General features: G+C 50.6%; 18 protein-coding genes. 15 read left to right on the forward strand and 3 right to left on the reverse strand.

The window, feature by feature from the left end; all coding sequences use genetic code 11:
• Positions 1 to 3 precede the first annotated feature (3 nt).
• Together G3M78_13970 and G3M78_13975 are read right to left on the reverse strand one after the other, a co-directional pair.
• Positions 4 to 1,701, reverse strand: coding sequence for an ABC-ATPase domain-containing protein (locus G3M78_13970; protein ID QPJ66443.1), 1,698 nt, complete (start codon positions 1,699 to 1,701; stop codon positions 4 to 6).
• Complete coding sequence (locus tag G3M78_13975; protein QPJ66868.1) at positions 1,698 to 2,375, reverse strand: hypothetical protein; 678 nt, start codon at positions 2,373 to 2,375, stop codon at positions 1,698 to 1,700. Before G3M78_13975 ends, G3M78_13970 begins: the two co-directional genes overlap by 4 nt.
• A 636-nt stretch (positions 2,376 to 3,011) precedes the next feature.
• Here G3M78_13975 and G3M78_13980 point away from each other — a divergent pair.
• The 6 genes from G3M78_13980 (at position 3,012) to gltX (ending at position 8,205) form a co-directional block, all read left to right on the forward strand.
• Entirely contained in the window at positions 3,012 to 3,665 is a 654-nt protein-coding gene (locus G3M78_13980; protein ID QPJ66444.1) for a response regulator transcription factor, read from the forward strand.
• Between the two features lie 222 nt (positions 3,666 to 3,887).
• Complete coding sequence (locus G3M78_13985) at positions 3,888 to 4,286, forward strand: hypothetical protein (protein QPJ66445.1); 399 nt, start codon at positions 3,888 to 3,890, stop codon at positions 4,284 to 4,286.
• 101 nt (positions 4,287 to 4,387) lie between these two features.
• Positions 4,388 to 4,828: a hypothetical protein gene (locus tag G3M78_13990; protein ID QPJ66446.1), complete on the forward strand. Its 441-nt coding sequence runs from the start codon at positions 4,388 to 4,390 to the stop codon at positions 4,826 to 4,828.
• Positions 4,829 to 5,193: 365 nt separating this feature from the next.
• Complete coding sequence (locus G3M78_13995; protein QPJ66447.1) at positions 5,194 to 6,303, forward strand: glycosyl hydrolase; 1,110 nt, start codon at positions 5,194 to 5,196, stop codon at positions 6,301 to 6,303.
• A gap of 34 nt (positions 6,304 to 6,337) precedes the next feature.
• Positions 6,338 to 6,595: a MoaD/ThiS family protein gene (locus G3M78_14000; protein QPJ66448.1), complete on the forward strand. Its 258-nt coding sequence runs from the start codon at positions 6,338 to 6,340 to the stop codon at positions 6,593 to 6,595.
• A 197-nt stretch (positions 6,596 to 6,792) separates the two neighbouring features.
• Positions 6,793 to 8,205: a glutamate--tRNA ligase gene (gene gltX, locus G3M78_14005; protein ID QPJ66449.1), complete on the forward strand. Its 1,413-nt coding sequence runs from the start codon at positions 6,793 to 6,795 to the stop codon at positions 8,203 to 8,205.
• Between the two features lie 6 nt (positions 8,206 to 8,211).
• Here the strand turns inward: gltX and G3M78_14010 are convergent, their stop codons facing one another.
• A complete protein-coding gene (locus G3M78_14010; GenBank protein QPJ66450.1) occupies positions 8,212 to 10,260 on the reverse strand; it encodes a 4Fe-4S dicluster domain-containing protein in 2,049 nt (682 codons plus the stop codon).
• A gap of 191 nt (positions 10,261 to 10,451) precedes the next feature.
• Between G3M78_14010 and G3M78_14015 the strand changes: the two genes are divergently transcribed.
• The 9 genes from G3M78_14015 (at position 10,452) to G3M78_14055 (ending at position 16,736) form a co-directional block, all read left to right on the forward strand.
• Positions 10,452 to 11,390, forward strand: a complete 939-nt coding sequence (locus G3M78_14015) for a hypothetical protein (protein QPJ66451.1) — start codon at positions 10,452 to 10,454, stop codon at positions 11,388 to 11,390.
• 20 nt (positions 11,391 to 11,410) lie between these two features.
• A complete protein-coding gene (locus G3M78_14020; GenBank protein QPJ66452.1) occupies positions 11,411 to 12,199 on the forward strand; it encodes a hypothetical protein in 789 nt (262 codons plus the stop codon).
• Positions 12,200 to 12,330: 131 nt separating this feature from the next.
• Positions 12,331 to 12,906 (forward strand): hypothetical protein, encoded by a 576-nt coding sequence (locus tag G3M78_14025; protein ID QPJ66453.1) that lies wholly within the window; start codon positions 12,331 to 12,333, stop codon positions 12,904 to 12,906.
• A gap of 6 nt (positions 12,907 to 12,912) precedes the next feature.
• Positions 12,913 to 13,092, forward strand: a complete 180-nt coding sequence (locus G3M78_14030; GenBank protein QPJ66454.1) for a hypothetical protein — start codon at positions 12,913 to 12,915, stop codon at positions 13,090 to 13,092.
• 51 nt (positions 13,093 to 13,143) lie between these two features.
• Positions 13,144 to 13,854, forward strand: coding sequence for a DUF420 domain-containing protein (locus G3M78_14035; GenBank protein ID QPJ66455.1), 711 nt, complete (start codon positions 13,144 to 13,146; stop codon positions 13,852 to 13,854).
• Between the two features lie 577 nt (positions 13,855 to 14,431).
• Positions 14,432 to 14,620, forward strand: a complete 189-nt coding sequence (locus G3M78_14040) for a hypothetical protein (GenBank protein ID QPJ66456.1) — start codon at positions 14,432 to 14,434, stop codon at positions 14,618 to 14,620.
• Between the two features lie 84 nt (positions 14,621 to 14,704).
• On the forward strand, positions 14,705 to 15,364 hold the full coding sequence (cobC, locus tag G3M78_14045; GenBank protein ID QPJ66457.1) for an alpha-ribazole phosphatase: 660 nt from the start codon (positions 14,705 to 14,707) through the stop codon (positions 15,362 to 15,364).
• Between the two features lie 3 nt (positions 15,365 to 15,367).
• The gene (locus G3M78_14050; GenBank protein ID QPJ66458.1) at positions 15,368 to 16,165 is read left to right on the forward strand and encodes an ATP-binding cassette domain-containing protein; all 798 of its coding nucleotides are present in this window, start codon (positions 15,368 to 15,370) and stop codon (positions 16,163 to 16,165) included.
• A gap of 1 nt (position 16,166) precedes the next feature.
• Positions 16,167 to 16,736: a tetratricopeptide repeat protein gene (locus G3M78_14055; protein QPJ66459.1), complete on the forward strand. Its 570-nt coding sequence runs from the start codon at positions 16,167 to 16,169 to the stop codon at positions 16,734 to 16,736.
• Positions 16,737 to 16,742: the final 6 nt, after the last annotated feature.

Raw genomic sequence — 16,742 nt, forward strand, 5'->3', positions numbered from 1 at the left:
GAATCAGCGCAATCGGTTCAACACCGCCAACACTTCATGCAAGCGCGGTAGCGACAAGGCCCCGCTGTTGTAAGGTATGAGAGACTCCAGCCCCTGTTCGCCGATGTCCCTGAGTATCTCTGACACGCCGTCGACATTGGACGAGGCGGACGTCAGCTGAAGCGCCTTGAGACGCTTCAATATCCAGCCGCAGGTTTCCAATTGTCCCGGCTCGACCCATTGTTCGACATAACGCGCGTTCACCTCAACGCTTCCCATCACCAGAGAATCCATCCTGCGCGCCTGCACCACCGCGTCTTTTTTCCCGCGTGAAAAATCCAGCCCCCCCAGTAACCGCGTTCGTTTCTGCACGGCAGGAAAAGCAAAGGCGACTTCACGACGCCGCTTTCCCGGATTCTCCCGAACAATTCGCTTCGCTTCCGACGTCACGACTTGGGGGCGATACTCCTGCATGGCGATCACCTCCTGCGCCGGCTCAAAATAATCGCCGCTCCCGCCCATCACCAGAATGCAACTGACGCCCAGCGTTTCATAAATTTCCAAAGCCCGATCCAGAAATGGCGTGATTGGCTCATTCTCAGTTCGAATCAGGGCCTGCATCCGCTCGTCGCGGATCATGAAATTTGTGGCGCAGGTGTCTTCATCCATCAACAGCAACTGCGTTCCCGCTTCCAAAGCCTCCAGGATATTGACCGCCTGAGAAGTCGAACCGCTCGCAGATCGTGATGAAAAGCGTCGCGTGTCCTGAACAGACGGCAGGGTTCCCATGAAACCGGACAGGTCGATCTCGTCAACCGCCCGACCGTCTTCAGCGCGAATCTTGACCGCGTTTGCAATCGTCGCAACCCGTTCCCTGCCATCCCCAGGCGCATGAGGGTAAACCGCAAACTGCAGAGCGTTGAGCAAAACGCTCTTGCCATGAAAACCGCCGCCAACCACCAGGTTGACGCCGTTCGGAAACGGCATGCCGCGCACGCTTCCGGCATGAGGCAATTGCACGCGAGCTTCCAACTGCGCTGGCGCCTCAAACAAAACCGCATCCGGCAGAGGCAAATCACTGTCGCCCGAAATTCGCGGCAACGACGACCCATCGGCGACAAACGCCGACCAGCCGCGCCGGGTCAACTCTTCCCGCAAAAATTCATAATCTTCAAGAACCGCGATGGCGGTGGAAATTCCTTGCGTATGAGAGGGCGAGGCCATCAGGGAATTTTCGAGAATTGGAGGAACGGCTTTTTCAAACAGACGCAAACACTCCAGCCCCAGGATGGAGCGGCCGGAACCGGGCAGACCGACAAACAGTTTTGCGTTCAATATTCCCTGTCGAATGCTGATGCCGCTTCTCAGGATCACCGCCTGGCTCGCCTCCTGCGCTTCAATCACCCCGCTCTTGCCAGACCCCGCTGTCGAGATCCGGTTCAGCGCGATGTTCTCGTGCATTCGGCGCAGAAGATAATCTTCCATCGCCAGTCGCCGCGTGGGGGTGTCGTAAAACGCCGCATCAAACCCAAGCGCTGAAAGATCGACCGTAACGCCCAGCCGCGACGGTTGCGCAAAGGGATCGCCCTGAACATGCTCGAAACACAATTCAAACCGACCGAACGGAAAAGTTTTTCCCTGCAGGACTTTATATTCTTTATAGCCCTTGCCTTCTACCTGACGAAAAACCGCTTTCAAGGATTCAGGAACAAGCAAACTCATACATCTCTCCCTTCCTGCCAACGTCCAGCAAAACCATCAGAAGACAAACCGACCGGCAGATATTTTTTTGCAATCTCCGCCATCGAATCGCGATAGGACAATTGCAAGGCCGCAGGATTGACCTTACGCATCGCCTCAGGCAGAGAGGTCTTCAAGGTACGCGTTCCGTCGGGAGTGCCGTCGCCTTGAATGAAATGATCCAGGATCACGCCGCGAACCCCGGCCTCCGCCAGCCGACGAAAAAATCCGTCTGGATTTTCCAGCGGATACAAGGGCGACAGACAAGCTACAGAAGTGAGACCGCGATTCGCAAAGCCCTGCAAAGCCAGAATGCGATCTTCTATGGAACTGGGCGGCGGCGGCATTCCCGGTAAACGTTCACGGTCTCCCTCTATAGAGATGTGAACCCGCAACTCGCAACAGCGCGATAGCTCGCAGATACTTTCCTCATCATCCAGTATCGCCGCCGAGTGCGTTTGCAAGATCAAACGATCTGGAGGAAGCTCCTGCATCGCCGCCAACAAGCGGCGCGTCACCCGGCTCTTTTTTTCCTGCGGTTGCCAGGGATCGGTCGAGCTGGAAAAAAAGATGGAAAAGGCGCCGCGATGCTTTCGTCCCCAGTCCCGTTCTCCAGGCGCCGTTTTCAAATAAATCTCCACGGCGTTTGCCTTCACGTCAACAAACTCTCCCCACTTCCTGCCGCGCATCAACCAGGGGTTGAACTGCACATAACAGGCCTCGCCGCAGGAAGAGTTGCCAAAGCCGCAACCCACATAAGGATTGAGCGAATGCGAAACCACATCCTCCAGATATCCCTTCGCTCTTGTGAGAACCGACCGGACTGTAAGTTCGTTGACAATCATGCGCTTCACTCATGGGTGAAAATATTCATAGACAAAAAATTTCTTAACATTGTAACGCCTGTAGCGTCGGCGCTCCTGTTTGAGATGATTGGAAAAGCGCTATCGTTCCATTCTGAATGATCTGCGCTGGCTTTTAGCGCTCCGGGAAATAGATTTCCCTGTTGAACAAGATCAAATAATGTTATGTTTAGTTCAGGTCATAGAAAGCTGGTTTTCTGCAATAATCCAGCGACCGCCTCAATACTGCCAGTTCTCATACGCTTCGCTCCAGCGATGTTATTACGCGAAACCTTGGGGATTTTTAAAAATAGATTGGCAACCTTCCTTTTTATTTGGGTATAGTATTAAAGAGACGCACATGTCTCCAGACTACCTGAATTGCAGATCAAAGCGTTCTTCGACGAAAGTTTAGTAGGCGCGTATTACAATAGGAGCCAGAACACTCGCATGACGACGACAGATATGAAACAAGAACAAATAAAAGTTCTCATCGCCGACGACCACCCTCTCTTCAGACAAGGGCTGAAACACGCTCTTTCGGAAAGCTCCGATATTCTGGTGACAGGAGAAGCCCGGAATGGTTATGAGTTGATGGAGACCATCGACAAAACCGACTTCGACCTCATCCTTCTCGACTTGTCCATGCCAGGAAAAAGCGGACTCGAAGTCCTGAAGCAGTTGAAAGCGGAACGTCCCAATCTTCCCGTTCTCGTCGTCAGCATGCACCCGGAAGATCAATACGCCGTTCGCGTGATAAAAGCAGGAGCTTCGGGATACATCACGAAAGAAAGCAACGTGGATATTCTGATAGAAGCGGTTCGCAAGGTCGCAAGAGGCGGCAAATACGCCAGCCCGGAGATCACTGAGAAGCTCGCCTTTGGCTTTTTCTCGCCCAGCAATACGCCTCACGAAACTTTATCTGATCGCGAATATCAGGTTTTTTGCATGATTGCACAAGGAAAATCCCTCACCGAAATAGGAAAAGAGCTCTCTCTAAGCGTAAAAACTATCAGCACCCACCGATCCCGGATTTTAGAAAAAATGGGACTCACCAGAAACGCTGAACTCATACATTACGCTATACAAAACAAGCTCCTCTAAGCCGCCCCTCATTTTTATCGGGCTAAAGCCCGTATAAAAATAGGATTATTCCTACAAAAGATAAGCGCCTACCCTACAAAAAATAAAGCTACCCGCCGATACCAAATTAACGGTTCGCAATTTAAACTTTGCAAAGTTAATCGAGAAATCTTTTCGCATTGAATTTTGATTGAAACGATCAAACGCTCAACTGCGAAGCTCATCTTAACTAACGAGGTTCCATTGCAAACCACATACGCACAGGCCCCGCTCAAACGAGCCGCAAAGTTTGTAATCGCATTCATGCTACTGGTCGCACCGGCTACCGCCTACGCGGTCGTTGGCCCTCAGACCGTATCGTTGATTCAGGGAACGCAGACAACTCAAGTTCTTCAGCTCTACCCGAATTCATCCCTGACTCTTCGCAACGATCACGAATCTTCTCTCCGCAACATTCGCATTTCCAAAGGAAACTCAGCGGGCAAGATTCTTGAGATCGCAAGCATGCAACCCGGTCAAAGCATCAATTTATCTTTCAGCAAATCCGGATTATATCGAATTTGCTACCTCTCCGGCACAGGTACGGCTTCAGATTCCAAGTCCTGTGTGCTGTTGAATTTGTTAGAAGCCAGTGAAGTCTAGCATCAACGAAGCCTAGTACATGTTGTTCAATTGTTTCAGATGTCACTTATGAGTTCATCTTTTAGATGAATTCAACTTTAAATCCCTTAAGGAGGAATACGATGAAAAAAGCATTTATTCTTACTGCAGGTTTGATTTTCGGTCTTGCGGCAACCGCTTCTGCGGATCAAATCAACAACGGTCAAACGGCAACTTGTGTTGACGCTCAATCGATCGAGATTTCTGTAGAAACCATTGCAAATGCATCCAGCGATAAATTCGGCTACACCGACAATGATCGCGGCACCGCGAGCCTGGTAGTTTGGAAATCCAGCAATTTCACGTCTGTGCCGATCACGCTCGGACCGAACGACAGCAACCATACCCTCGTAACCACCGACAAAGGTCTCACCGGCATTGGCGTTCGTGGCGAAAATGGCCGCAACAAAGTTGTTCTTCAGCATCAGCCGGCTTTCAGCCGCGGTGATTCCATTGGCGATATTAGCGGCACCGTTAAAATCACCAACACCGGCACCAACTCTGTATCCATTAAATGCATGTAAGTTTGTTTTAAAGTTTTACAAGACAGCCGACCTGAAACAGGTCGGCTGTTTTTTTTTGTCCGCATCCCTCCTCAATCTTGTTTCTGTAACACATTCCATCAAACAACGTTTTCACATCCGCAATTTCATTTATTTCAACTCTGAGAATTAATATAATCTTATTCGTTTATATATTAATGAAGCGTTGAGCGTTTTAAAAAGGCTCAGGTCAATCGGAACGTTCCAAATGAATGCTTCACTAATTGTTCGAATACATTATTGAACAGGAGCGCTGACTGATGAGTCCGAAATCCTCAAAATCAACTCGCAAAAAAAAGAGCGTCGCAAAAGCGACAAAGCCTTCCCGCTCAAGCCAAACGCTCGTCATGGTCTCGACTCGCAAAGGCGCCTGGCTGTATCGTGGCGACGCGCAACGGAAAACATGGAGTGTTGACGGCCCACATTTTCTCGGTCACATCATCAACCACATGGCGCTCGATCCGCGCGACGGCAAGACCTTGTTGGTCGCCGCCTCAACCGGACATCTTGGTCCAACCCTATTCCGATCCCGCAATCACGGCAAAACCTGGAAAGAAGCCTCCAAACCGCCCGCATTTCCCAAAGCCAAACGCGGTCTGGAAGGTCGCACCGTCAAACATACATTCTGGCTCACTCCCGGCCATGTCAGCGAACCCGGCGTCTGGTACGCAGGGACTTCGCCGCAAGGACTGTTTCGCACAGAGGATGGCGGGGACACCTGGGAATCCCTGCCGCATCCAAACGAAAACTCGACCTATCGCAATTGGATGGGGAGCGAGCAAGACGGCACGCCGGACGGCCCCAAAATGCATTCGATCCTGATCGACCCGCGCGACCCGTCTCATATGTATTTTTCGATGTCCGGCGGCGGCGTTCATGAATCCATTGATAAAGGAAAAAACTGGACGCCTCTTATCAAGGGGATGGAAGTCGTCGAAGATTTTGACGCATCCAACACAGCCTTCCATGATCCGCATTGCGTGCGGCTCTGCCCGAGCAATCCGGATCGCTTGTATCAACAAAATCACTGCGGCATTTACCGACTCGACCGCCCCTCTTCAACATGGGTGCGCATTGGCAAGAACATGCCAAAACGCATCGGGGACATTGGCTTCCCCATGGTCGTGCATCCTCGCGATGCAGATACGGCATGGGTGTTTCCGATGGACGGCGGCACGGTGTGGCCGCGCACCAGCCCGCATGGAAAACCCTGCGTTTACGCGACAAACGATGGAGGCAAACGCTGGCGCCGACTCGATAACGGCATGCCAGCGGAACAAGCCTGGTGGACGGTCAAACGGCAGGCGATGACGGCGGACGCGCAGAATCCGGTCGGTCTGTATTTTGGAACCACCAGTGGGGAATTGTGGATGAGTCGAAACGAAGGCGAAAAATGGACTTGCATCGCCCGCCATCTTCCGGAAATCTACGCCGTGGAAGTTGCGGAAATTCGCTGAGGGTTCCCGCGAAAACCAAAGAAGCTCCTGCGCCATGAAAATCATCATCCCCAGCCCCTTATATTCCTACACGCAGAAACGCGAGGTCGAAGCTGTCGGTTCAACGCTCGCCAGTCTGGTCGACGATCTGGATCGACAATACCCCGGCCTGAAATTTCGCATCATCGACGAGCAAAATAAAATTCGTCCCCACATGCGCTTCTTCGTGAACGACGAGCAGGTCTTTGATTTGAATCGACCGGTGCTTCCAGAATATAAAATCCAGATCATACAGGCGCTGAGCGGGGGTTAGACTCGGAACACCCAACCAGAAATAAATAATCTTCCACCGTCGATTAAAAATTCTTAAACAAATCCAGAGTTTTTGCTAAGCTAGCTCTTTTCAAATTTCCTAAAGAAAATCCAGTTCCTTATAAAAATTCTTAAACAAACCCAGAGTTTTTGCTAAGCTAAGTCCTTTTTCAAAATCTGCCAAAGAAAACCCAATTCATGAATACTTCGGTCCGAGTCCGTTTTGCCCCCAGCCCCACCGGTTATTTGCATATCGGCGGCGTACGCACCGCGCTGTTTAACTGGCTGTATGCGCGTAATAGTAAAGGAAAGTTTATTCTGAGAATCGAGGACACCGACGTCTCCCGCTCCACTGAAGAATCCATTCAGGAGATCATCGAGTCCATGCAATGGCTCGGACTCGACTGGGACGAAGGCCCGTTTCGGCAGATGGAACGGCGCGAAATCTACGATCAGAAAATCACGCAATTGATTGACGAAGGCAAAGCCTACCGTTGCTATTGCCCGCCGGAAGAACTCGACGCCAAGCGCAAGGAAGCGATGGCTAAAAAATTGAAACCCAAATACGACGGAACCTGTCGCAACCGCAGCGATGCGCCCGAGCAAGCTCCCTTTGTCGTCCGCTTTAAAGCGCCTGAACAAGGCGACGTTTTCGTCAAGGATCTGTTGCGCGGAACCGTGACTTTCGACAACGAGGAATTGGACGATGTCATTCTGCAACGAAGCGACGGCACGCCGACCTATAATTTTGTCGTCGTGGTCGACGATGGCGACATGGGAATCACCCACGTCATTCGCGGCGACGACCATTTATCCAACACGCCCCGACAAGTTCTACTCTACGACGCTTTGAACATACCGCGCCCGATCTTCGCGCATATTTCGATGATTCTTGGCCCGGACAAAACGCGGCTCAGCAAACGCCACGGCGCCACGTCCGCCCTGGCCTACCGGGACATGGGTTATCTTCCCGACGCCCTCATCAATTACCTTGCTCGCCTCGGCTGGTCGCATGGAGATCAGGAGATTTTCACGCGCGAAGAAATGGTTCAATGGTTCAGCTTCGATTCGGTCAGCGTCTCCGCCGCCGTCTTCAACCCGGAAAAATTACTCTGGCTGAACCATCAATACATTCAAACCAAAACGCCATTGGAACTGGCCGCTTTGCTGGAGCCGATTTTGATTCGGGAAAATATCCTGCAGGAAGGTCACGGCAAGAGCCATGAAGAAATCGCCGCTCCCCTGCACCTGCTCAAGGAGCGTTCGCAAACACTGGTGGAAATGGCGAACAAAGGGGAATTTTTCTATCGGGACGCTTTGGTCTATGATGAAAAAGCCGTCGCAAAATTACTGACGGCGGAAGCAAAACCTCTGCTCGAACAATTGATCCAGAACATCAGCGCGATGGAAACCCTGGAGGAAGCGACTCTGGAGACAAGCCTCAAATCCATCGTCGAGCAAGCCGGATTGAAACTCGGAAAGCTGGCCCAGCCGGTGCGCGTTGCCTTGACCGGTCAAACCGCCAGCCCGGGAATTTACGATGTGATCCTGCTCCTCGGAAAAGAACGAACGCTCGAACGCCTTCAGGCGGCTCTCAAACTCATCCCCTGAAATCGCTCATCTCTGCTCTTGCGCCGGGTTCTTTAAACCCATCCGCTCCCGCGCCAGTTCAGAGATGTCCGCGACCCGGACTTTCTCAGACAAGCCTTTCGACTTCACCGCGTCCTCCAGCATCAACACGCAAAAAGGACAGGAAACCGCAATCGTTTGCGGATCGTTTTTCATCAATTCATCGAGGCGGTTGTGGCTCATCGACTTTCCGACCTTGTCCTCCAGCAAAAATCGGGCGCCGCCCGCGCCGCAACAGGCCCCGCGTTCTCGATTGTTTTCCGCTTCTGAAAAATTATTTCCCGTCGCCTTGAGCGTCGAACGCGAAGATTCATAATCGTCGTTATGACGTCCGAGATAACAGGAGTCATGATAGACCGTTTTCGACGGTTCACCCGCTGTGTCGGGACTGCGCTCGATCAAGCCGTCGCGGATCAAATCGTTCAGCAATTCGGAATGATGGACGACCTCCAGATGCGCGCCAAATTCCGGGTACTCGTTCTTGAGAGAATTGAAACAATGCGGACAATGCGTGATAACTTTTCGCACCGCGAGCTGTTGAAAAGTCTCCGCATTTTGCGAGGCCAGCATATCGAATAAATATTCGTTGCCCGCTCGTCGCGCCGGATCGCCGGTGCAACCTTCGTCCTTGCCCAGAATGGAATAATCGACGCCCGCTTCATTTAATAATGAAGCGATGGACCGCGCGATCTTTTGTCCGCGCTGATCGAAGGAACCGTTGCAACCGACAAAGTATAAGTATTCAGTCGGATTCTCTTTATCCCACAGCTTCACATCCAGGCCCTTCGCCCAATCGCCGCGCGAATCGCGACCCAGGCCCCAGGGATTGCTGTTGGTCTCCAGCGATTTGAACGCCTGCGTCAGTTCCGCCGGGTAACGGTCTTCGTTCAACACCAGCCCCTGCCGCATCTCGATGATCTTGGGAATGTATTCAATAGCAACCGGACATTCCTCCTCACAGGCGCCGCAGGTGGTGCAGGACCACAAGGTTTCATCATCAATCACCTGCCCCAGCAGGGCCTTCGCGACTCTTCCCTCGCCGCCTTCCGGCTTGAGCAGATAAGGCGATTCCTGATTCAGGAAATCCCGCAAATCCACCGTCAACTGTTTCGGCGAAAGCGGTTTATCCGCCGCCAGTGCGGGACAGACCCGGTCGCATCGCCCGCACTCGGTGCAGGAGTAAAAATCCAGCATGGATTTCCAGGTGAAATCCGAAAGACTTGATACGCCGAAGGACTCTTTCGTTTCGTCCTCAAAATCGATTCGGTGAATCCGGTTAACTCCAGAAGGGAGATCCGATAAAAACAGGTTGGGCAAGGAAGTGATGATATGGAAATGTTTGCTTTGAGGCAATAAGGTCAAAAAATACAAAATACTGCAAATATGCACCCAGTAACCCAGATTATGCGCAAGAGCAGGCGCCCAAGTTGTTCCCAATAAAGGACTCAGCATGAAAGCCAGCGGAGACCAGGCCGTCGCTTCCTCCGGCATGCGCGCAAACCAGCCCGCATCGAACAAGATATCGCTTGCCATGATGGCCAGAATCAAAAACAGGATCAAGTTGCCTTCGCTGGACAAAGTCAGGCGATAGGGTTTCAAAACCAGCCGACGATACAGAGCGAACAGCGCCGCCGACATGACCAGCAAGGTCGCCCCATCCTTGAACAATAATAGACCGTTTATCAAACCTTTTTCCAGCCTGCCCGACACATCCCAGGCCGGAAACAAGCCGATAACGAAAAAATAAGTGGCACGCAAGAGTAAGGCCCAGAAACCCCAAAAAATCAGCGCATGCATCCAGCCCGCGCCAGACTCCTTGAATAGTTTTTTCTGTCCCAACCCCATCAACAGCAATTGGCAAAGCCTTTGCCCAAAGGGAGTTGCAAGTCTGACTGGACGAGCCAGAAGGAGCGTTCTCGCCTTTGGGATCAAACGCGCCAGAAAAATTCCTCCTGCGAAAACGATCAGAGCCAGTACAATCCAGGGTTGAACGACAACCGACGCCCAATCCCCCGCTCTATTAAGTGATGAAATCATTTAAAGTCTCAAAAATATCGAAAGGAAGGCCATTTTCTGGAAAAAACCAGTCCCGAAACAACCTGAGATGCAGGAAAGCCAATCCTTTGTTTTTAGTGGATTATGTTGAATTTCAACTTCCTTGTGATATCATAAAACGAAGTGAAACCTGTGAAAAAAAATCCCCTTTTCCCATTAGTCAGGAATCAATTGTGGAAATCAAGAACGCGCTCACTAAAAATCGTTACATGAAGTTTTGCTTACTGGCAACCTTCAGCTTGTTATTTTTGCAAAGTCAGGCCCTCGCTATCCCCATGGGCAGCGCCAATAGCAAAGGACAGGGTGAAGTGAGCGGCGACTGGATGTTTCACCCGAAGGGAGAAGAAACGCACCCGTCCCACTACCCTAACACGGCCCGCTCCAGCCAGAGAATTCCTTCTGGAAAATTTGCATCGCCTGAATATAGCGATCAGATCAACGAGCCGCACCCGATTCCTGCTTATATTGAAAAAATGAGTCCCGATGGAAAGTTTCCGTCTTATTATAAGGAAATCATCAATACCCAACCGGAGGATCACGTTCAGGCTAAAATCTTCAACGAGTCTGAGTTCAAGAAAATTCGCAAAATATGGATTCGCGATTTCGAGAATAAAACGCTCCGCCCCTTTCGAGACGCCTCAGCCGGAAGCGCTTTGGCGACGATGATGACGCGCACCCTGCAATCAGGAACCGCATACACCATCATTCCGCCGACGGAGGACCCGGAAGACATCGAGCTAAAAATCATATCCCCCGTCCAGTCGTCTCAAGCCGAGTTGAATGACAAGCAGGAAACGCCCGGCGCGTTTCCCTATGCCAACGATAAGACCGACGCTGTGATGATAGGCGCGGTGACCAAATACGCCGACACCTATATCAATAAAGACGGCGGCATTGAAACCAGCGCCACCAGCGTGTTGGAATTTGGAGCGTATCTGATCAATTCAAAAACCGGCGACGTTATCTGGGGAGCGCGTTACTTGAGTAAGGGAGCCACGAACCTTCCCGACTGGTTCCAGACCGGGGGGGGACAAAGCAAGGAAGAGCACTCCCAGCAAGCAATGAAGAAAATTATTAAAACTTTTGTTCACAGTAAATATCAACGCAACTAACTATATTAACGATGAGTTCCATGCAACCAGTCAATGAAGTAAACGAACATTCCAACGCGCCATCAGCCGATCCAAAAGGTAGCAGGGCAAAATTCTGGCGCAATCTTTTTGCCGCAAATTTTCTATTGTCCCTGTTCCTTATCGGGCTTTTCTGGTTTCCGCAGAAATTTTCCCAATTGGAAAATTTCTTCAATTCGCCCAGCGTGAATTTGCCGCAAAAAGTCGACGCAAGCGCCAGCCAGGACGCGCAAATCCCGGAAGAAAAAGCCGACAGTCGGCTTTTGCCGACCCGCTACGCCATCATCAATGCCTCCAACGACGAAAAATATGTGTACTTTGATTTTTCTACCGGCAAGCAGGTGGATATTTTCGACAAGTCTTCTATCGAGTGGGATCTGGCGCTTCGACGCAGTAAAATAATTTCCAACGGCGGCGCCACCAATCAGTTTGGCAAGGCAGGATTATACGATCTGGGAGAAGTGGACTTTGACAGCGTGGAAGAAGTTCCCACAGAGGATTATGTGACGGACATACCCACTCGCACCGAAACAGAAAATCCCGTCCTCATGCAATGGTATAAATACAATTTTCTGACGCATAAGCTGACGCCGAAGAAAAACATTTACGCCATACGGACCGCAGACAACAAATTCGTCAAAATCCAGTTCATCAGCTTCTATTGCGATAACGACGAAACCGGTTGCATAAGAATTCAATACGCCTATCAGGATAACGGCTCTAACAGCTTTCTGAAAACCGAGACAGCCCAGACCTCGCCGTCTAAGGCGGCCCAAGAAACCTTGTCCTGATCCGTCCCTCCAGCGATTGCAATACAGGCGTGATTCACAGATTCGCTTCGCTCGCAATTAACGCTATAAATCGACGAAGCAAGATGTTATTTTTATAAGTTTGAACAATGCACAAACCATGGAGCCAGTAAATGTCGACCCTTAAAGGAATGCTTTTCAGTCAATATGCAAATGAAGGCCTGTCCGAATTGATTGAAACCCTGCAAAAAAAACACAAGCCCAAAAAAGGGCGCCGGTTCAATCTGGATAACATCACTTACGAAATCAGCCGATCCACGCTGAAAGACAACCAGATTGAATTCGCCATCAGCTCCAAGATTCCGCAAGACGAGTTAAAAGATCGCGATGGAATGGACGCTTACTTTCAGAACATCGAAACCTTGATCAACAAAGAAAAGAGCAAGCCCATTCTGATTGAGATGGAAAACATCGTCTGGGGCGCCAAAAAGGACGCTGATAAAAACCGCGATTACGTCAAGCTCGTTTACCAGTACCAACTCGACCAGTTGTTCGACAACCAGGCCGTTCCGCAACATTTCGAAGCCGCGAAATCCAACGACTCCTTGAAGAACATAAACGGAGCCTTCACGCCTCAAGGCAAAGTCGTCTTGAAGATGGTCCGCGATAAAATTCAGGAAATCGCGCAGGGACATATGGACACCCTGATCAACGCCAACAACAAGGTTAAAGCCGCGCTTAAAAACTAGATCGTTATGCAATCTTTCTGTTATTTCATGGGCCGGGCCTTGCAATTGCTGGGGCTGGCCACCATCACAACCGTCGTATTTCTTTTCTTTACTCAAATGAGTATGGAACCCCTGCTGGTCTGGACTATCGTGGGTAGCGTCGAGTTTTATCTGGGCACATGGGCGCTTGAAAGAGGACGTAAATAATTTTTCGCCCAATCGCAACAAGCCAATTCCAACCTCTGGACGGATCCTAAAATGAAAGAACTACTTGCCAGCCCTGGATTTCTGGTTTCCGCCGGAACCATGGGCGGGGATGTCAGCTATTTACTGGCCCTCGTATTTACGGGGCTTTTTTTGTTCGCATGGCGATACGCCAAGAAATCGGAAGGAACCAAACACCACAATCTGGTGATGATCTCAATGGTTTCGATGATTGTCTATTTCTGCGCCTATTATTATGCAAGACAACTCGGCGTCTTGTCGCTGGAAGGCAAGGAAGGATTTGGCGGCCCGCAAGAAATCTACGACAACGTATTTATACCCATCCTGACCTTTCACCTGATTCTGGTCACGCTGGGACTGATTATCGCGCCCTACATGATTGTTCAAGGCACCCGGGCCTGCGAAAAAATCAATGGCGAGTTCAGTCTCAAATCCGGCGATCAGAAGATGAAACCGGAGACCTTCAAAAAGGTGATGCTCACCATTTTGGGAGTTTGGCTCGTCAATCAGGTATTTCAGAGCGCCGTCCGCAATATTTCCATGGCGTCCAGCATTGCCTGGGCCTTGATCTTTCTCACCATCGCCCTGGTTGTCAGTCTCGAAAAATTTATCGAAAAAATGTGGCCGGAAGGGGCTAGACGGCATCGGATTCTCGGCCGAGCCGCCATGGTCATCTACGCGCTGACTCTGATTTCAAGCACAATGACTTATCTGATGCTGTACGTAATCTACCCTAAAGTGTAGTTCAAATACCTCTCAGCGTCCGGGTCGGCAGGCATGTCCTGAAAACGAACAGTTAGGAGTAAATAGGAAGGAAACACCGGTTCATCCCGCTGGCAGAAAGACCTTAATTAATCCAGTGTTTTTGGGCTTTTCGCTTGACACTTTCCAAACACCTATGCTATTTTCAGCGGAATTAAATTACTTCGAAATACATAAGAAGTAAGTAGACGGCGGTCAGTCCATTCACGCCGAGTCCAATGTAAACGATGGTATCAAAAATTTTCCCGTCTTTGCTTGGCATATTTAAATCTCCCTGAAATCAAGGGGGTTGACATTCAAATTCACTGAAAGAAGAAATTACCATCAGCGAAATGAACCGTCAAGAATAAACAAGTCGATTATAAGTTTTACTTAATAATTATAATTCACACAGGGGCGTTCGATGGATCTCGAAAAAATTAAAGAAAAAGCTGGGCCGTTTATTTACATTGGAACCATCATTTTTTCTTTGTGGTTCTTTTATTGGTTTGCATCCGTTTGGCGTTAATTCGGGGCGGCCTGACGTATAGATTCAATTTTGACCATGGGAGATAACTAAATGTCACAACCAATCGTAGAAGATGAAGAAAAGAAGTTTATCACCCCTAAATCCATCATTTGGTTTTTGATCGCCTCTGTTGGAATGGGTTTTTACTACCTGATTATTGATATCGGGTTGATGAAGGTACAAGGTCTCGACTTCTTTTACCTCTGGAATTCTGGTGGAGGCGGAGGCGGCGGACATTAATCCTTCCGAAGCAATTTTTAAAAATGGCAAGCCCCACAAGGGCTTGTCATTTTTTTTTGTTCAATCCCTTTCCCCATCTGAACTATGAAGCTGAATCCATCCTGCCGCGTTTACCTGATCCGACACGGGGAAACCGCCAACGCCGGAAAAGTGCGTTTCAATGGGCACCACGATATTCGTTTGTCGCCGCGAGGCGAACAACAACTCGCTCAGATTTCCGAAGCCATGCAACAGGTTCCCCTGGAAGCGGTCTATTGCAGTAACCTGTCGCGCACGCAGACCAGCGCCGATATCATCGCGAAACCGCATGGCCTGACGCCGATCGCCTACCCCGAACTCAGAGAGCTTTCCTTTGGGCAATGGGAGGGCCTCAGCATCGACGAGGTCGAAGAAAAGTTCCCCGGTCGTTATATGGCCTTATTCCGGGACATCGCGAACGAGCGACCGCCTGAAGGCGAATCCTTCCATGAACTGCAACAGCGAACGGTTCCGCGCTTCATGGACATCATCCGCAATCATCCGCAAGGAAAGATCGCCATCGTCGCGCATGGCGGAGTCAACCGAACCATCCTCTGTCAATTACTGGGAATTCCCATCGCCAACATGTTCCGGCTCAATCAGGAATACGCCGCCGTCAACGTCATCCAGTTTTACGGAGAGGACCCCGTCGTCGAACTCATGGGAGCCGATCATAATTTCCTGCAATGGGAAGCGCCTCCTGAAAAAACCGAAAAAATTCAATAAGCCATGCCTAAAACACTGATAGAGATCACCAACGCCCAGGTCTGCGTGAACGGAACCCACGTCCTTCATGATTTCAACTGGACCATGCACGACTCGCAGAACTGGGCCATCGTCGGCAATAACGGAGCGGGTAAAACCACCTTCATGAAATTGATATTCGGCGAATTGATCCCCATGCACGGCGGCGAGGTCTCCTGGTTTGGAGTGAGAGGACTGCGCCCGCTGGCGGAAATTCGCGAACAGATTGGTTTTGTCTCCGCCGAATTTCAGGAACGTTACGAACCCAATATCCTGAGCTGGCAGGTCGTCGCCTCCGGCCTATTCCAATCCATTGGATTGTACGGCCCCGTCGGGGCCGAGCAAAAAACGGAAGCCTTGCAATGGATGGATTTTCTCGGCATCGCGCATTTGAGCGGAAATAATTTTCATCAACTCTCTTACGGCGAAGCGCGCCGCGTCCTGCTCGCCCGCGCTCTTGTCAACCAGCCCCGCCTGCTGATTCTCGATGAACCCTGCTCCGGCCTCGACATACCGACCCGCGAACTCTTTCTCGACACCCTCTCCCGATTGTCGCGCTCCGAAACCCGCATCGTCTACGTCACGCATCACATCGACGAGATCATGCCGCTGATCTCCCATGTCCTTTATATCAAGGACGGGAAAGTCTTTTTACAGGGCGAAAAAGAGAGTATGCTGGAAAGCGAATCGATTTCCAGAGCCTTGGGTTGCCAGGTGACGGTGCAAAAAAATTCCGGGCGATTCTGGATCACAGACAGCCAAAGACCTGCGAAGGGACACTGACATGAAACAACTCCTTGCCGTTGCTTTATTCATCGTTCTAACAGTTTTTCACAGCTCCACAGCGCACGCAATCAGCGCCGAAGAATGGTTCTTGAAAGGCAACACGCTGAGCCAGAAAGGACAGTTCGACGAAGCCATCGCCGCATACGACAAATCCATCAAGCTCAACCCTTCCGCCACGGTCGTTCATATCAACAAGGGATTGGCCTTTAAAAAGAAGAAGAATTACGAAGGCGCGCGCCTGTCTTTCGAGAAAGCCGTGGAACTGGAACCGCAAAATATGGAAGCCCGCTTCCTGCTCGGCAACGCCTATAATTTTCTGGAACGCTGGGAGGACGCCATCGCCCAGCTCAACATCGTCGTGCATCGAATCCAGAACGACGCAGAGGCGCATGGCAACCTGGGATGGGCTTTTTTCAACTACGACAAGCAACCGCCCTTCAAATTGCTCACCCTGATCAATTTGGAAAAAGCGGTCGAATTGTTTGAAGAACAAAATTTGAAGGAAGCCGCCGCCTCGACCAAAGACTTGCTCGCCGAGGCGCGACGTCGCTTCAACTACAAACGCTGAATATTT

It is taken from the genome of Candidatus Nitrohelix vancouverensis (assembly GCA_015698305.1).
GTDB classification, from domain to species: Bacteria; Nitrospinota; Nitrospinia; order Nitrospinales; family VA-1; genus Nitrohelix; species Nitrohelix vancouverensis.

What these genes read in the sequence shown, in the direction of transcription:
- G3M78_13990 (QPJ66446.1), top strand. Translation starts at nt 4,388, where the DNA reads ATGAAAAAAGCATTTATTCTTACTGCAGGTTTGATTTTCGGTCTTGCG.
- G3M78_13980 (QPJ66444.1), top strand. Translation starts at nt 3,012, where the DNA reads ATGACGACGACAGATATGAAACAAGAACAAATAAAAGTTCTCATCGCC.
- G3M78_14055 (QPJ66459.1), top strand. Translation starts at nt 16,167, where the DNA reads ATGAAACAACTCCTTGCCGTTGCTTTATTCATCGTTCTAACAGTTTTT.
- G3M78_14010 (QPJ66450.1), bottom strand. Translation starts at nt 10,260, where the DNA reads ATGATTTCATCACTTAATAGAGCGGGGGATTGGGCGTCGGTTGTCGTT.
- G3M78_14030 (QPJ66454.1), top strand. Translation starts at nt 12,913, where the DNA reads ATGCAATCTTTCTGTTATTTCATGGGCCGGGCCTTGCAATTGCTGGGG.
- G3M78_14040 (QPJ66456.1), top strand. Translation starts at nt 14,432, where the DNA reads ATGTCACAACCAATCGTAGAAGATGAAGAAAAGAAGTTTATCACCCCT.
- G3M78_13995 (QPJ66447.1), top strand. Translation starts at nt 5,194, where the DNA reads ATGGTCTCGACTCGCAAAGGCGCCTGGCTGTATCGTGGCGACGCGCAA.
- gltX (QPJ66449.1), top strand. Translation starts at nt 6,793, where the DNA reads ATGAATACTTCGGTCCGAGTCCGTTTTGCCCCCAGCCCCACCGGTTAT.
- G3M78_14050 (QPJ66458.1), top strand. Translation starts at nt 15,368, where the DNA reads ATGCCTAAAACACTGATAGAGATCACCAACGCCCAGGTCTGCGTGAAC.
- cobC (QPJ66457.1), top strand. Translation starts at nt 14,705, where the DNA reads ATGAAGCTGAATCCATCCTGCCGCGTTTACCTGATCCGACACGGGGAA.
- G3M78_14035 (QPJ66455.1), top strand. Translation starts at nt 13,144, where the DNA reads ATGAAAGAACTACTTGCCAGCCCTGGATTTCTGGTTTCCGCCGGAACC.
- G3M78_14025 (QPJ66453.1), top strand. Translation starts at nt 12,331, where the DNA reads ATGTCGACCCTTAAAGGAATGCTTTTCAGTCAATATGCAAATGAAGGC.
- G3M78_14020 (QPJ66452.1), top strand. Translation starts at nt 11,411, where the DNA reads ATGCAACCAGTCAATGAAGTAAACGAACATTCCAACGCGCCATCAGCC.
- G3M78_13970 (QPJ66443.1), bottom strand. Translation starts at nt 1,701, where the DNA reads ATGAGTTTGCTTGTTCCTGAATCCTTGAAAGCGGTTTTTCGTCAGGTA.
- G3M78_14000 (QPJ66448.1), top strand. Translation starts at nt 6,338, where the DNA reads ATGAAAATCATCATCCCCAGCCCCTTATATTCCTACACGCAGAAACGC.